Origin of the sequence: Agrobacterium sp. ST15.13.013 (assembly GCF_027956525.1) — a bacterium.
GTDB lineage: Bacteria > Pseudomonadota > Alphaproteobacteria > Rhizobiales > Rhizobiaceae > Agrobacterium > Agrobacterium salinitolerans.
In genome coordinates, this window is the sequence record NZ_JAQKGP010000011.1 from 158,768 (window position 1) to 173,755 (window position 14,988).

The 14,988-nt window shown below is 58.5% G+C and carries 15 protein-coding genes and 1 tRNA gene; 9 read left to right on the forward strand and 7 right to left on the reverse strand.

The genetic code is table 11. The features are described from left to right. Positions 1 to 126: 126 nt before the first annotated feature. The 5 genes from PL597_RS13505 (at position 127) to PL597_RS13525 (ending at position 5,213) form a co-directional block, all read left to right on the forward strand. Entirely contained in the window at positions 127 to 1,287 is a 1,161-nt protein-coding gene (locus PL597_RS13505) for an ABC transporter permease (RefSeq protein WP_271365366.1), read from the forward strand. Between the two features lie 10 nt (positions 1,288 to 1,297). Then, on the forward strand, positions 1,298 to 2,134 hold the full coding sequence (locus PL597_RS13510) for an ABC transporter ATP-binding protein (RefSeq protein WP_271365367.1): 837 nt from the start codon (positions 1,298 to 1,300) through the stop codon (positions 2,132 to 2,134). A gap of 8 nt (positions 2,135 to 2,142) precedes the next feature. Continuing rightward, complete coding sequence (locus PL597_RS13515; protein WP_271365368.1) at positions 2,143 to 3,513, forward strand: MlaD family protein; 1,371 nt, start codon at positions 2,143 to 2,145, stop codon at positions 3,511 to 3,513. A 15-nt stretch (positions 3,514 to 3,528) separates the two neighbouring features. Then, positions 3,529 to 4,134: an ABC-type transport auxiliary lipoprotein family protein gene (locus PL597_RS13520; protein WP_142912277.1), complete on the forward strand. Its 606-nt coding sequence runs from the start codon at positions 3,529 to 3,531 to the stop codon at positions 4,132 to 4,134. 113 nt (positions 4,135 to 4,247) lie between these two features. Next, entirely contained in the window at positions 4,248 to 5,213 is a 966-nt protein-coding gene (locus PL597_RS13525) for an alpha/beta hydrolase family protein (protein ID WP_271365370.1), read from the forward strand. 30 nt (positions 5,214 to 5,243) lie between these two features. Here the strand turns inward: PL597_RS13525 and PL597_RS13530 are convergent, their stop codons facing one another. Beyond that, a complete protein-coding gene (locus tag PL597_RS13530; RefSeq protein WP_137410448.1) occupies positions 5,244 to 5,681 on the reverse strand; it encodes a PACE efflux transporter in 438 nt (145 codons plus the stop codon). 217 nt (positions 5,682 to 5,898) lie between these two features. Here PL597_RS13530 and PL597_RS13535 point away from each other — a divergent pair, with 217 nt between their 5' ends. Further along, positions 5,899 to 6,057, forward strand: coding sequence for a hypothetical protein (locus tag PL597_RS13535; protein WP_162854283.1), 159 nt, complete (start codon positions 5,899 to 5,901; stop codon positions 6,055 to 6,057). A 150-nt stretch (positions 6,058 to 6,207) separates the two neighbouring features. Continuing rightward, positions 6,208 to 6,456, forward strand: coding sequence for a hypothetical protein (locus PL597_RS13540; protein WP_269834562.1), 249 nt, complete (start codon positions 6,208 to 6,210; stop codon positions 6,454 to 6,456). Positions 6,457 to 6,585: 129 nt separating this feature from the next. Here PL597_RS13540 and PL597_RS13545 read toward each other — a convergent pair whose 3' ends face one another. The 6 genes from PL597_RS13545 to PL597_RS13570 form a co-directional block, all read right to left on the reverse strand. Continuing rightward, the gene (locus tag PL597_RS13545; RefSeq protein WP_077982204.1) at positions 6,586 to 6,774 is read right to left on the reverse strand and encodes a hypothetical protein; all 189 of its coding nucleotides are present in this window, start codon (positions 6,772 to 6,774) and stop codon (positions 6,586 to 6,588) included. 283 nt (positions 6,775 to 7,057) lie between these two features. Further along, complete coding sequence (locus PL597_RS13550) at positions 7,058 to 7,288, reverse strand: hypothetical protein (protein ID WP_077982205.1); 231 nt, start codon at positions 7,286 to 7,288, stop codon at positions 7,058 to 7,060. Between the two features lie 201 nt (positions 7,289 to 7,489). After that, the gene (locus tag PL597_RS13555; protein WP_137410446.1) at positions 7,490 to 7,741 is read right to left on the reverse strand and encodes a hypothetical protein; all 252 of its coding nucleotides are present in this window, start codon (positions 7,739 to 7,741) and stop codon (positions 7,490 to 7,492) included. Positions 7,742 to 7,913: 172 nt separating this feature from the next. Then, positions 7,914 to 8,399 (reverse strand): hypothetical protein, encoded by a 486-nt coding sequence (locus PL597_RS13560; RefSeq protein ID WP_080816927.1) that lies wholly within the window; start codon positions 8,397 to 8,399, stop codon positions 7,914 to 7,916. A gap of 395 nt (positions 8,400 to 8,794) precedes the next feature. Continuing rightward, positions 8,795 to 8,870: transfer RNA gene (locus tag PL597_RS13565), tRNA-Lys, on the reverse strand. A 155-nt stretch (positions 8,871 to 9,025) separates the two neighbouring features. Continuing rightward, positions 9,026 to 9,280, reverse strand: a complete 255-nt coding sequence (locus PL597_RS13570) for a GlsB/YeaQ/YmgE family stress response membrane protein (protein ID WP_077982907.1) — start codon at positions 9,278 to 9,280, stop codon at positions 9,026 to 9,028. A gap of 122 nt (positions 9,281 to 9,402) precedes the next feature. Between PL597_RS13570 and PL597_RS13575 the strand changes: the two genes are divergently transcribed. Continuing rightward, the gene (locus tag PL597_RS13575) at positions 9,403 to 12,033 is read left to right on the forward strand and encodes a mechanosensitive ion channel family protein (protein ID WP_170985509.1); all 2,631 of its coding nucleotides are present in this window, start codon (positions 9,403 to 9,405) and stop codon (positions 12,031 to 12,033) included. Between the two features lie 260 nt (positions 12,034 to 12,293). Continuing rightward, positions 12,294 to 14,807, forward strand: a complete 2,514-nt coding sequence (locus PL597_RS13580) for a GcvT family protein (protein WP_077982206.1) — start codon at positions 12,294 to 12,296, stop codon at positions 14,805 to 14,807. Positions 14,808 to 14,988 lie beyond the last annotated feature (181 nt).

Below are 14,988 nucleotides of genomic sequence, written 5' to 3' on the forward strand. Positions count from 1 at the left end.
CAGGCGTCAAAAGACACATGACGCCAAATTTATCGCGAATTGTCGGCCGTCACTGTGGCTTGCCGAAGGTCAAACCGTTATGAAACCATTAAGAATCTCGTGACGACTGCACTCGCTCGGAGCATTATGCAAGAACAGGACACACGGCAACAGGCGAACCCGGCCGCAATCACCGAAGACGATAACGTCTCCGGCGGCGGTTCGCGTTTTGCCCTGAGCGGTTCCTGGCGCAACAGCAATCTCTCCGGTGTTTTCTCCAGTCTTGAAAAGATCGAAAAGAGCAAATCCACCGGCCCGGTGGAAATCGATCTTTCTTCCGTCGAGGCCATCGATACGACCGGCGCATGGATCATTCAGCGCCTGCGCAGGGACCTGGAGGCAAATGGCGCCACCGTCACCGTGACGGGCAATGACCGTATCGAAGAGGTCATTTCCCAATTGCCCGAAAAAGTGGAAATGGAGGGCGCGGCCGCTGCGAAAGCGGGGCTTGCCGAACGTATTTTTGCGCCTGTCGGCAAGGCCGTCGTGCAGAACGGCGCGGATTTTCTGGCGGGCATGTATATTCTCGGCTCCGCCGTGCGCGGCGCGCAGATGAAGCTCGGGCGCGGGCGCGGCGTTTCGCCGGCGGCCATCGTCAACCAGATCGACCATATGGGCGTGCGCGCCGTGCCGATCATCATGCTGATGTCGTTCCTGATCGGCGCGATCATCGCCCAGCAGGGCGCGTTCCAGCTTCGTTATTTCGGCGCGGAAGTCTTCGTTGTCGATCTCGTCGGCATTCTGCAATTGCGCGAAATCGGTGTGCTTCTGACCGCGATCATGATCGCTGGCCGTTCCGGCAGCGCGATCACGGCGGAAATCGGCTCGATGAAGATGCGCGAGGAAATCGACGCGCTGAAGGTGATCGGCCTCAACCCCGTGGGCGTTTTGGTGTTTCCGCGGCTGGTGGCGCTCACCATCGCGCTGCCGCTTTTGACCATTCTTGCCAATTTCGCCGCCCTGTTTGGCGCCGCCATCGTGGCCTTTGCTTATTCGGGCATTACGTTTGAGGTGTTCCTGTCTCGCCTGCATGGCGCGGTCGAGGAGTCGACCATTGCGGCCGGCATGATCAAGGCGCCGTTCATGGCGCTCATCATCGGCATCGTCGCGGCGGTGGAGGGCATGAAGGTGGGCGGTTCGGCGGAATCGCTTGGCAAGCACGTCACCTCGTCGGTGGTCAAATCGATCTTCGTCGTCATTCTGGTGGATGGTCTTTTCGCCATCTTCTACGCAGCCATCGATTTTTAAGGAGGGCGCGTTGGAAACACTGGACCAGAAACCGCAAGAGACAAAAACCGAAAAGGACGGCCGCGAGGCGGTGCTTTCCGTCGAGGGTGTGACTGTCGGGTTCAATGGCCGCAACGTGCTCGAAGATCTCAATCTCGATGTCTATCGCGGCGAAATCCTCGGCTTCATCGGGCCATCCGGCGCGGGCAAATCCGTCCTGATGCGCGCTATCCTGCGGCTTCTGCCCCGCCAGGCAGGTGCCATCCGCATTCTCGGCACCGACTACGACAAGGCGAGCGAAGACGACCGCATGATGCTCGATCAGCGCCTTGGCGTGCTGTTCCAGCAGGGCGCACTGTTTTCCGGCCTGACGGTGAAGGAGAACATCCAGCTGCCGATGCGGGAATATCTGGACCTGCCGAAAAAGCTGATGGACGAGCTGGCCTATCTCAAGATCGAGATGGTGGGGTTGAAGCCCGATGCCGGCGACAAATACCCATCCGAACTATCAGGCGGCATGATCAAGCGCGCAGCCCTTGCCCGGGCGCTGTCGCTCGATCCCGATCTCGTCTTCCTCGATGAGCCGACATCCGGCCTCGATCCCATCGGGGCGGCGGAATTTGATATGCTGATTGCGCGCTTGCGCGATTCGCTTGGCCTGACCGTCTATATGGTGACGCACGACCTCGACAGCCTCTTCTCCGTCTGCGACCGCATTGCGGTGCTGGGACAGAAGAAAGTGCTGGTGGAAGGGACATTGCAGGACATGTTCGCCTGCGAAGACCCGTGGGTGCAGTCCTATTTCCGCGGCAAACGGGCGCGCTCTGTCGTTCTTCCGGACGGCAGACACGAAAATCCGGTGGAGTAACAAGAAGCATGGAAACCAAGGCGAACTACACCATAGTCGGAATTTTCACGCTGATCGTGATCGCCGCCGCATTCGGCTTCGTTTACTGGATGGCCGAGTTTGGCCGCGGCGGCCCGACGGCGCAATTGATCGTGCGTATTCCCGGCTCCGCCAACGGCCTTTCGGTTGGCTCTCCGGTGCGGTTTAACGGTATTCCCGTTGGTACGGTGCGCGGGCTTGCGATTGACCGCGACGATCCGGCTTACTCCATCGCCTTTACCGAAGTGCAGGCGGATGCGCCGGTGTTTCCGTCGACACGCGCGGTGCTTGAAATTCAGGGCTTGACCGGTGCCGCCTATATCGAGCTTTCCGGCGGCAACAAGGATGGCGAGCGTATTCTGCAGAAAGCCGTTGAAAGCGGTGTTCCGGCCGAGTTGACGGCCGACCTTTCCAGCGTCACCAACCTGCTTGCCACCGCCGATAAAATCCTGAAGCGCGCAGATGGCGCCATCGGCGAATTGCAGGGTTTCGTGCAGGATGCGCGCGGGCCGTTGACGCAGACCGTGCGCAATGCCGAGAAATTCTCCGATGCGCTGGCGGCCAATTCCGACGGGATCAAGAATTTCATTTCGAGCCTCAGTTCGCTGTCCACCACGGTGCAATCCGTTTCGGTGCGGCTCGACGGTACGCTCACCGCGGTCGAGGATCTGGTGAAGGCGGTCGACGCTGGCAAGATCGATTCCATCCTGTCGAATGTCGACAAGGTGACGAAGGATGTGGCATCCGCTTCCAGCGATATTCAGGGCATCATGGAGACGGTGCAGAGCACGGCACGCAATTTCGAGGCGGCGAGCACGGAAGTGCAGACGGTTGTGAAGCGCGCGGATGAGCTTTTGGCATCGGTCGATCCCGCCAAGGTCAGCACCGTGGTGGGCGATGTTTCCGCAGCCACCGCCGATGCGCGCGATGCCGTGGCGAATTTCAAGCGGATCGCCGATGATGTGGGTGCACGTCGCGCCGACATCGACCAGGCGGTTTCCGATTTCACCGAGATGGGCCGCAAGCTGAACCTCGCCTCCAGCCGCGTCGATGGCATTCTCGCCAAGGTGGACGGCATGCTCGGCACTGATGATGCCAATTCTCTGTTTGCCAAGGCGCGTGAGACGCTTACCTCCTTCAAGGCGGTGGCGGACAATCTCAATGCCCGCATCGGGCCGATTGCCGACAATCTGACGCGCTTCTCCAGTTCGGGCCTGAAGGATTTCCAGGCGTTGATCGGCAGCACGCGGGTGACGGTGGACAATCTCAACAATGCCATCACCAATATCGACCGCGATCCGCAGCGGTTGATTTTCGGCGGCGAAACCGTGAAACAATATGATGGCAGAACAAGGCGCTAAGAGGGGTATGGGCCAATGAGACTATCGATGAACGGCCAAAAGCGCCGCGCCCTTCTTCTCGCTCCGCTGCTTGCCGCGATGATGGCGGGCTGTGCGGGTGCGCCGAAAAACGATACTTTCGACCTTTCCGTATCGCCGGCGGCGGTAACGCAGGGACCATCGCTGAAAAGCCGGCAATTGCTGATCGCCGACCCGACCGCCTTGAAGGCGCTCGATAGCGAGAACATCGTGGTGCGGCTTTCCGGTTCCGAGGTGCAATATCTCGGCAATTCGCAATGGAGCGACCGCCTGCCGCGCATGGTGCAATCCAAGCTCGTGGAAGCCTTCGAAGATACCGGCAAACTCGGCGGCGTTGGCCGGCCGGGGCAGGGGCTGGCAATCGACTATCAGGTCGTGAGCGATATTCGCGCCTTTGAAATCGATACGGCTCGCAACGTGGCGAATATCGAAATTTCGGTGAAGCTGCTCAATGATCGCAACGGTACGGTGAGGGCGCAGGAAGTATTCCGTTCCAGCGCCCGCGTCAGCGGTTCCGGCAATGCGAATTTCGTGAAGGCGCTGGATCAGGCCTTCGCTGCCGCCACGCGGGAGATCGTGGCCTGGACGCTGAGGTCGCTTTAAGCGTTCAGCGTGATTGCTGCCACAGGAAACCGCTTTATGTTCGCGTAGCGCCGGTCACCTGATCGGCCTATGCATAATGGTCCCGATCCGTGAGCCCGATCCGTGAGTTGGTGATGCGATTTCTGCTGCTGCTTTGCCTTGTGTTTTCCGCCCTGTCTGGAACGGGTGCCGCCATGGCGGCCGGTCTCCGGCTGATCGATGTTCCATCGGCGAATGGCAAAGCTGCCATGAAGGCTGCAGTGTGGTCGCCCTGCGCGACTGCGCCGGAAGAGGTCAGGATCGGTCTCTTTATCTTGTCCGCTGTGCGCGATTGCCCTGTTCCTGATGGCAAATATCCGCTCGTCGTCATCTCCCATGGCTTTGGCGGTACCTATTTCAGCCATCGGGATACGGCGGCGGCGCTGGCGGATGCCGGCTTCATTGTTGCGGCGATCAGTCACCCCGGAGACAATGCGCTTGACATGAAGAAGGCCGGCGAACTTTCCGCGCTGACGGACCGTCCGGCGGATATTGCCCGGTTGCTCGATCATCTGCTGAAAGGTTTTAGCGGAGCCGGTTCCATCGATGCCGGCCGGATCGGCGTTTTTGGATTTTCGCGCGGCGGTTATACCGCGCTGGTGCTTGCCGGCGGCATGCCTGATTTTGCCAATGCCGGACTGCCCTGTCCCGACCCGCAGGCGCCGATTTGCACGCAGATGCGGCAGAAGACGACATTACCGCAGCATGGCGGTCAGAATGCGCGGATAAAGGCTGTGGTTGCCGCGGACCCCTTGAATGCCTTTCCCGGCGCGAGTGAGCTGAAGAATATCACGATCCCCGTCCAACTCTGGAGTTCGGAGCGCGGCGGGGATGGTGTCGCGCCACAGGATGTTGCGAGACTGCGTGACGATCTGCCGGTGAAACCGGATTATCGGATGGTGAAGGGGGCGGCGCATTTTTCCTTCATCGCACCTTGCCCGGCGGAGATGGAAAAAGCCGCGCCCCAGATTTGCAGCGACGCAGCAGGCTTCGACCGGGTGGAGTTCCATCGCGGGTTCAATGCTGATCTCGTGAGCTTCTTCAAGGCGTCACTGCGCTGAACCGCCTATGTCGGCTGTGGCCGCCGCCTCTCAGGCGGCGTCCTGCTGCGACTTCCATTCCGGCAGTGGGAAAACCCGGTCGTAGCTCCAGTTGAAGACAAAAGCATAGACCACGTAAAACAGCGCAAAGGAGATATCCATCACCAGCGCGTGGGCAAGGCTGATATTCAGATACCAGGCGATGAAGGGCATCAGCACGATCAGCAGGCCGAGTTCGAAAAGCACCGCGTGGGCAACCCGAATGGCCGGCGTTTTCAGCGTCGTGCCCTTCAGGCGCTGCATGGCGTGGTCGAAGCCCAGATTATAGACATAGTTCCAGATCGTGGCGAGCGTGGCGCTGACGAGGCCGACGATGCCGATATCTTCCATGGGCATGCCGAAAAGCAGCGCGCCCAGGGGAATGACGAGCATGAGGCCGATAATTTCAAAGCTGAGCGCGTGGCGGATACGATCTTGCAGGGAACGCATTTCATTCTCCGGTATATGACCGGGCCGTCCCGCATGCTGTCGCCGATATGGCCGAGGTCGTCCCCGCGCCTGACGATATAGAGCTTTTGGGTGGATTTTTCAAGCGCCGGGTGCTGCGGCATCCAGGGCGGTGCTTTCATTCTCGTACATACCAACGGAACCGTGATCGGAACAAGATCGGCGTATTTTCGTTATCGCTGATGGAAGGAGGCGCGCCATGCAGCAGAAACCCTCTGAGGGAAGAACCATCAAGGCCGCCAATGCGGAGAAGGTTTCGACTTATACGCCCAGTCTCATTTCCCTGAAGGGAAGTTACGTGGCGATGATATTTCGCAGACCGCTTTGCCAAAATCCACTGGATGTACGGGAAAAATAGGACGATGCAATCGCCCCTCGACTTGCCCGCACACCGAAAATGACGACTGCCGACATGATGATGAGCTTTAGATGTCTCTAAAGTGTGATTTTCAATCGGGCCCGTCTCCACATAGACTGGAGATTGCCACAAGAGCGAAGGGAGAATGACATGAAATCAGTTCTCATTATCGCCGCTGTCTTTGGTTTTTCGGCCAGTGCAGCGCTTGCGGAATGTGCAGGTCATCAACAGATCAACGCTTCCGTTCCTGCCGTAGATCGCGAATTCAAAACCGCAAGCATCGTTCCGCCGACAGATCCGGTGGAAAAGCCAGTCGTCATCCTGAAAAAGACCGACCGCCTTCCTGTAACGGTTGCGACGACCGGCGAACCGGAAGCCGCAATGCAGCGCATGCAATAGACAAAAATAATAACCTCTTCATTCTTAAAATCCCGTGCATGAGGTGATGCGCACGGGATTTTTGCTTTTTGGACGAAGACGGGTCGCCGCTTTCACGGCATTGCGCCTGCCGGTTATTTGCATCGGCGACTAGCTGTCGAGTTTCAGCGACAGCTGTTTCGGCCCTTCGTTCTTTTTGAGGACGTAAAGCGGCCGGGTGACGATGACTTCCGTTCGCCGTTGCAGCTCACGCCGCCGCTCGAGCGCGCGTTCGCGCATATCGCGGGAGCGGGCGACAACGGAGAGGGCATTTTCTATGGCTGCGTCTGCTGTGTTCATCGCTGACCTCCATAATGTTCACTTTATGTTCTCATTATTGGTGGCTTGTGTCAACACTATGGCAGGGTTGCCGGCAGGCGGTTAGGCGCCTGGCATAACGAGCGGACAGGCGCGCGACAGGCAGTGTCGGGTGCGCGAGGCATCGGCTTTTGCCCCAAACGTCGACCTTCACAGCACAAACCTTGTTCCGGCAGTGTCGACAGGGACACTCCGGACCTGCTGTGTTGATTTTTGCGATGATGTTTCGATGACGCCGGCGCTGATCCGCCCGGCTTCAGGCAGATCAGGAGAGGGGACGTTGATCCGGCGCGGGAATGTCGCCGGCGGACAATAGATCGGTGAGATGCTCGCTGGCGAGCGCGACGATGGCAAGGGCGGCCTGCTGGCGGTTCCAGCCGGCATGTTCGGCTTTTTCCATCAGCTTTTGAATGGACGGCTCCAGCGCGAACTGGCACTCGGCCTGATAGTCCATTGTGTCGATCGAAAGCGACGGGGAATTGATCGAGGCCCGCATCTTTTGGTCTCCCTGTTTTCCGTCATGCTCATCATACGCGAGACGCAAATCGGAACATGTACATTCAGAGGCCGGTGATATCGGGTCTGCTCATGAGCCCCGCATATCACTGGCAGCGAATCCCCCAGCGGCAGGACGTTAGCGGCAAGTCGTAAGCGCTGTCAACGCGTGCGCGGCGGCGATGACGTCGCCGTCCCGTTTTCAGAGCCTTCCGTTCCGGAAAGGCTTTCGCCGCCAGATCAGCAGCGCCATCACATACAGCGCAAAAAGCACGAACCATGTGACGGGCAGCACCATGAAAAGCGCCGCATAAGCGCAATTTCCCTCAAAACAGGAGCCGAGAAATCCAGAATCGGCGAGCGCTGCCGATAATAAAAACGCACATATCCCGCTCCCGACCGCGCCGAGAATAAAAAGCAATATGTTGATGAGCAATCTCATGATCCCGATCATAAGGACGATTGAGACAGCTTTGGGGAAAGGTTGCCGGTGGAGGGCCTGTTTCCAGCTTTTAGAGCTACTGAAATCCCGGGGCATGCTTTTCGTCGGGGCGACAGTGCGAACCGCCAACACGCGGGCGGCGTGCGAAGGCATAGGAACCGGTGATGGGTTTGATGTTTGCGTTTTACAACTCGAATGGATCTTCAGAAGTTTTAACGGAAGGAGTGGTTGCGAACGGATCGGCGTTCTTTGGCGGGGCGCTTTTCGAGTTCAGATACTTCGTTACGGTGTCCTGACAGTTCAGCATCTCCTCAATCGCCCTCGAGGTTCCTTTGAGCCGGAGTGCTACGATTTGTTTCCCCGCGTAGTATGCACGCAAACCAAGTTTCTTGCTGAACTCTTGAGCGAAGTCAGCGTCTTTCGTGTTGATGTGGAGATGATTCACGGAGTTCATGTTTATGGCCGAAGCCGTTGCATCCCAAGGAGTGTTGTTGTCGAATTGAATTCGAACAGGATACTCTTTACCGGCCTCAAGGGATTTCCACTTGGCGTTGCCCAAAGAAAAATAAAGCTGGCGAACGTCGTTGAGGAAATTGAACCCTAGGCGAACAACTGTTCCGTCTTGATAGACACTCGAGACGTAGCATGCATTACCCATAGAAGGGTCCATGCGCACCGACCATCCCGGTAGATCTTTCCATAGTATTGTCTCTTGGGACGATGTTTCCGCCCACACTGGAACGGTCCCGAGACAGAGAAACAACGCGGCACAGGTAACCCTTCTCATCAGCCCCATCCAAGAGAGTGTGTATGGATAGTCTTATTTGCGCATGACTTGGGTTTACTGTCGAGTCGTTAGTTACACTTGGAACGTCTCACGATGCAGCAGGCTGAAACGTTCCAGACAAAATACTGAGGCGGTCCATTCTGGTGCTTTGTCGTCGGGCAGCTGTTGTTAATATACAGAAGAGAACAGAACGGAATATAAATTAGAAACAATTGTCGGACATAAATAGTGACGGCATGCAAAATTCTCTTATTATTCAGTTCTTTAATAAGAGAATTTGGTGGGTGATGTAGGGCTCGAACCTACGACCCGCTGATTAAGAGTCAGCTGCTCTACCAACTGAGCTAATCACCCGACCGGCACCGTGTGGCGGTGTGAGGGGGCGTATAAAGGGGAAGTTTGGGCTTGTCCAGCGCGGAAATGAAATTTCTTCGATTTTTGTGACGAAAAAATTTCAGTCGCGCTGGAAAATCCTGGAAATCCGCGGTTTTACGGATTTTTTCTTTTCTTTACCCGCGTCTGAAAGCCCGGCCGACAAGGATGAGGATGCAGGCGCCAATGAAGCCGGCGATGAGATAACCGAGCCAACCTTGCAGAACGATTCCAAATACCGAAAGAATGGCGTTGGCGACGATCGCGCCGACGATTCCAAGAAGGATGTTCATGAAAACACCCATATTGCTTTTCATGAATTGTTCGGCGAGCCACCCGGCGACACCACCGATGATGATGGCTGCGATCCAGCCAATGCCAGCAGATTCCATGATTTCCTCCCATGTTGCTGCACCATCGAAGGTGATGATTTTCGTGGTGAAAAGCAAGGCAAACTCCTGAAAACCTCCCTCAACGCGGGTGGTTTTCCGCGCGGCAGGCGCTAAAAAGCCTGATGCGGTGCAAAAAAACGAAAGGCGTGGATGTGCGGTTGATGTTCGGCGGATTGATGGACGGCAGGGTTTTCGACGGCTTGGCGCCGGATCGGCGGCAGAGGAGTGCCATGGCGACGATACTGGCCGTGGTGCTTTTTCTTGCCGGCGGTCTCTTGTCGGCAATGCCGGCGGCAGCGCAAGGGGAAACAACATCGCCCGCGCCGGTGGCTATCCAGGCTTCGACCGTCGAACAGGCGAGGGCGGAGCTGGAGAAATGGAAGGGCGATGTCGCTGCTATCGCCCAACAGGTGGAAGCCGGCGGCCGCGACGATGCGCAGCTAGTGGACCTGAAGGGCCGCGCCGACACCATTGCCGCCGATGCCGCCGCCGCCAACACCAAGCTGCGCACCCGTCTCGACCAGATCAAGACCCGGCTGGATGCGCTGGGTGCGGCGCCTGCGGACGACCAGCCGCCGGAAGCCAGCATGGTGACGGAGGAGCGAAACCGGCTGACGGCGGAACGGGCAGAGGTGAATGCGATTGCCGGCGAGGTGGAGAGCACGGCCACCAATGCCGCACAGATCGCCAACAACATCACCGCCGTTCGCCGCGCGCTTTTCGCCGCCACGCTGTTCAAGCGCACGGAAGTTTCGGCGCAGACGCTGGGCGACGCGTCCTCCGCCTTTCTGACCGAATTGACCAACCTCAACAACGCCTTCAGCAGCTGGGCAGGCTTCGTCTGGAATTACAAGCGCCTGCCGATGTTCGGGGCGGTGATGCTGTCGATCATGGCGGGGCTGCTGTTTCTGGTGGTGGGTTACCGCTTTTTCGGCAGCCGTATGGACCGGCGGGCCTTTACGGGCGAGCCTTCCTATCTGAGACGGCTTTCGGTCGCCTTCTGGTCAACCATGGTGCAGTCGCTGTCGCTGTTCCTGTTTCTCGTCACCTCGGCCTTCTTCCTCGATAATTTCAACGTGCTGCGGTCGGACATCGCGCCTATCCTGTTCGGGGCGATGGCGATCACCGGTTTTGTTTATTTCGTCTCACGACTGAGCTATGCGATCTTTGCGCCGACACAGCCGGAATGGCGCCTTGTGAAGGTATCCAACAAGGGCGCGCATACGCTGTCCTCGGCGGTGTTGCTGATGGCGCTCGTCAATGGTCTCGATTACCTGTTCGGCACGATCAGCGAGACGCTTTATTCGCCGCTGATCGTGACCGTCGCCAAGAGCTTCGTCGCCTCGATCATCATCGGCCTCATCCTGCTCACCGTGTCGTTCCTGCGGCCGGTGATCGGCGAGGGGCAGGATTATGAGACCGGCAACCAGCGCCTGCCGCGCTGGCTCGTCATCCTGCTGCGAGTGGGCGGCCTCGTTCTCATCGGCGCCTGCCTCACCGGTTATGTCGGGCTTGCGCGCTTCCTTGCCACGCAGATCGTCGCCACCGGCGCGGTGCTGGCGACAATGTATATCGGCATTCTCTCGGGCAAGGCGATTTCGCGACAGGGCGCTTTCGCAGAATCTCTTGCCGGTCGTTATCTCGCGCGGCGTTTCGGTCTGGGCGTGGTCGCGCTCGATCAGGCCGGCCTTGCCGCCGGGCTCGGCATCTATATCGTGGCACTGGCCTTCGGCGTGCCGCTCATCCTGTTTTCCTGGGGCTTCCAGCCGGGCGATATCGAAAGCTGGGCTTATCGTCTGTTGACCGGCATCACCGTCGGCAATGCCTCTATTTCGCTGATCGGCATATTTGGCGGCATCCTCGTCTTCGCCATCGGTTACACCATTACCCGCTGGTTCCAGAGGTGGCTGGACAACAACGTCATGGCGCGCGGCCAGGTGGATGCCGGGGTGCGCAATTCCGTCAAGACCGGTATCGGCTATCTCGGTATCGCTGTGGCGGCGATCTTCGGCGTGTCTTCGGCGGGTCTCAATCTCTCCAGCCTGGCGCTGGTGGCTTCCGCCCTTTCTGTCGGTATCGGTTTCGGCCTGCAGAACATCGTCTCGAACTTCGTGTCCGGCCTTATCCTGCTGGTGGAGCGCCCCTTCAAGGTAGGGGACTGGGTGGTGACGGGAACCACGGAGGGCACCGTCAAGCGGCTCTCCGTGCGCGCCACCGAGATAGAAACCTTCCGTGGTCAGTCGATCATCGTGCCGAATTCGGAATTCATCAATTCCTCCGTCGGCAACTGGACACACCGCAACCGCATCATGCGCGCCGAAATACCGGTTTCCGTCTCTTATGATTCCGATCCGCAGCAGGTCATGGACATTTTGCTGGAACTGGTGCGCGCCCAGCCGCCGGTGCTGCGCAATCCCGAGCCACACGTGGAATTCGTCCGTTTCGGTGATTTTTCGCTGGATTTCGAACTGCGCTTCTATCTTGCCGATCTTTCGAACGGGCTCGGCGTGAGAAATGCGATGAGGATCGCCATCCTCAAGCGCTTCCGTGAGGAAGGGATCGATATTCCGTTCCCTCAGCGCAATCTGAATATTCACATGGAGGGCGAAGCCAACCCGCAGATGATGGCGGCGCTGCTTTCGGAAGAGGGCGAAAAAGCGCAGGCGGCCCATACCGGCGCGGCTTCTGCGCCGGAAAAGGAAACCTCGAAAGACGGCAAGGTGACCGAACCGAAGGAGAAGCCGGGCGCGTAAAAGCCTAGATTGCTGTTTGCCTCAGGCGTCGAAGCTATCGGGCATGGATTTGCGGCCTGTCGCCTTTTTTCCGGCGGGAGAAGAAACGAGCCGTGGAGCTATGCGATCTTCGTCCGGCATGCTCGGCATTTTCACGCCTGTCGCAGCACCCTATGGCCATGTCGCAATCAGGCGGCTGAACGGCCGCCAAGCGCTTCATATTCCTCCCATCCAATGTCGGCGGAATAAGGCAAGGCCGGCGCTTTTCAGGGGTTCTGTAAATGAAGACACATGCACGGGCGGTGGTGATCGGTGGCGGCGTCGTTGGCGTTTCGACGCTTTATCATCTTGCCAAGAAGGGCTGGAGCGACAGCGTTCTCATCGAGCGCAAGGAGCTGACCTCGGGTTCCACCTGGCATGCGGCCGGGCTTCTGCCGTTGTTCAACATGAGCTACTCGGTCGGTCAGATCCACAAATATTCCGTGAAGTTCTATGAGGAGCTTCAGGAAGAGACCGGCATGAATGTCGGCTTCTCCAAGGTCTCGAATATCCGTCTCGCCCGCACAAAGGATCGCTGGGACGAATATATGTATTATGCCGGCATCGCCGAGACCATCGGTGTGCGCGTCAACATGCTGACACCGGAGCAGGTGAAGGAAATCTGGCCGCTGTGTGAGACGGACGGCCTGCTGGGCGCCATCCAGCATCCTGACGATGGTTACATCCAGCCCGCCGATCTGACACAGGCGCTGGCCAAAGGCGCGCGTGACCGCGGGGCGACCATCTATCGCAACACCACAGTCACCGCCATCGAGCAGCTGGAAGACGGTCACTGGAAGGTGACAACGGACAAGGGCGAGATCATCGCCGAACATATAATCTCCTGCACGGGCTCCTTTGCCCGCAAGACCGGCGAGATGGTGGGCATCAATATCCCGGTCATTCCGGTCGAGCACCAATATATCGTCACGGAGCCGCATCCGGCCATTCAGGAACGTCGCCGCCAGGGCCTGCCTGAAATGGGCGTTCTGCGCGAATCCGATTCTGCCTGGTACATGCGCGAAGAGGCGGGTGGCCTGATCCTCGGTCCTTATGAAGTCGGCGCGCCGGTCTGTTATGTCGACGGTCCTTCCGATGACAGCGAATATGAGCTGTTCCAGGAGGAACTCGACCGCCTGATGCCGCATATCGAAACGGCCATGGTGCGTGTTCCGGCTTTCGGCGAAGTGGGCATCAAGAAGGTCTATAATGGTGCGATCGCCTATACGCCTGATGGTAACCCGATTGTCGGCCCTGCACCGGGCCTGAAGAATTTCTGGCTGAACGAAGGCCATTCCTTCGGCATCACCGCTGCCGGTGGTGCTGGCTGGCAGCTGGCCGAGTGGATCGTCGATGGTGAGCCGACGCTCGACCTGATGGGTGTCGATCCGCGCCGCTTCGGCCCCTACGCAACGGAAGGTTACCTCATCGCCAAGAACGAGGAAGCCTATGCCAACGTCTTCACCATGCATTACCCGGATGAAGAGCGCTCCGCCGCCCGTCCGCTGAAGACGACGCCGGTTTATGACCGTCTGAAGAAGCTCGGCGGCGTGTTCGGCTCCGTCTATGGCTGGGAGCGCGCCAACTGGTATGCGCCGGAGGGTTATGCTCTGCGCGAGGAAGACCTCGGCGTTGGCGCCGATGTCATCACCAGCCACAACCATGCGCCGGCTCTGGATGACGGTCGTATCGTTGAAAAGTGGTCGTTCCGCCGTTCGAACTATTTCGAACATGTCGGTAACGAGGTGAAGAATGTGCATCAGAATGTCGGCGTGCTCGATATGTCCGCCTTTGCCAAGATGGAAGTCTCCGGCCCCGGCGCACGGGCCTGGCTGGACAGCATTCTCGCCAATGCCATCCCGAAGAAGCGCGGCCGTATCGCGCTTACCCATCTCCTGACGCCGAATGGCGGCGTGAAAGCGGAATTCACGGTCTATGAATGGGCGCCGGGCCGCTTCTACATGGTTTCGGCCGGTGGTCTCGAAGCGCATGACCATGACGTTCTGCGCCGCCTTGCCCCGACCGACGGTTCTGTGGTGTTGCAGCCGATCACGCAGAAATACGGCGTGCTGGTTCTTGCCGGTCCGAAGTCGCGCGATCTGTTGAAGAAGCTGACACGCACGAGCCTTGAGAACAAGGATTTCCCCTGGCTTACCGGCAAGCAGATTTCCGTCGGCGTGGCGACGGCGCATGCGTTGCGCGTCAACTTCGTGGGCGAACTTGGCTGGGAACTGCACCATCCGATCGAGATGCAGAACTACATCTTCGACCGGCTGATGGAAGCGGGCGCCGAATTCGGGATCAAGCCATTCGGTATCCGCGCCATGGTCTCCATGTCGCTCGAAAAATCCTATCGCAACATGGGCCGCGAGCTGTCGGTGGAATACAACGCCTATGAATCCGGTCTTGATCGCTTCGTGCGCCCGGAAAAATCCTTCATCGGCCGCGATGCGCTGGTGGCTTACAAGGAAGCCGGTGCGAAGTGGGTGTTCTCGACGCTGACCGTGTCTGGCAATACAGACGTCGATGCGCGCGGTTCTGAAGCGATCTTCGATGAGAACGGTGTGCTTGCCGGGCGTGCGACAAGCGGCGGTTTCGGCTGGCGCATGGGCAAATCCATCGCACTCGCCATGCTCAAGCCGGAATATGCGGCCGTGGGCACCAAGCTCAAGATCCGCATTCTCGGCACGTCCTACGATGCTGAAGTGGTGGAAGAGAGCCCGTTCGACACCGATAACGCGCTTCTGCGCGTATAAGACAGAAATCCCCTCCCAAACTTGGAATACGGCCCCTCGCGGGCCGTATTTCCGTTTAAGTAAGCATGTGCTCAACTGATGCGTAAGCGGCAAGCTGAGGCCGTTCAGGCCTTGTAGCTCCACGGCATAAGGGTATGGATTTCGCTGCTAGGCCAGCCGTTTGCAAGGCGCTCGAGCGTCT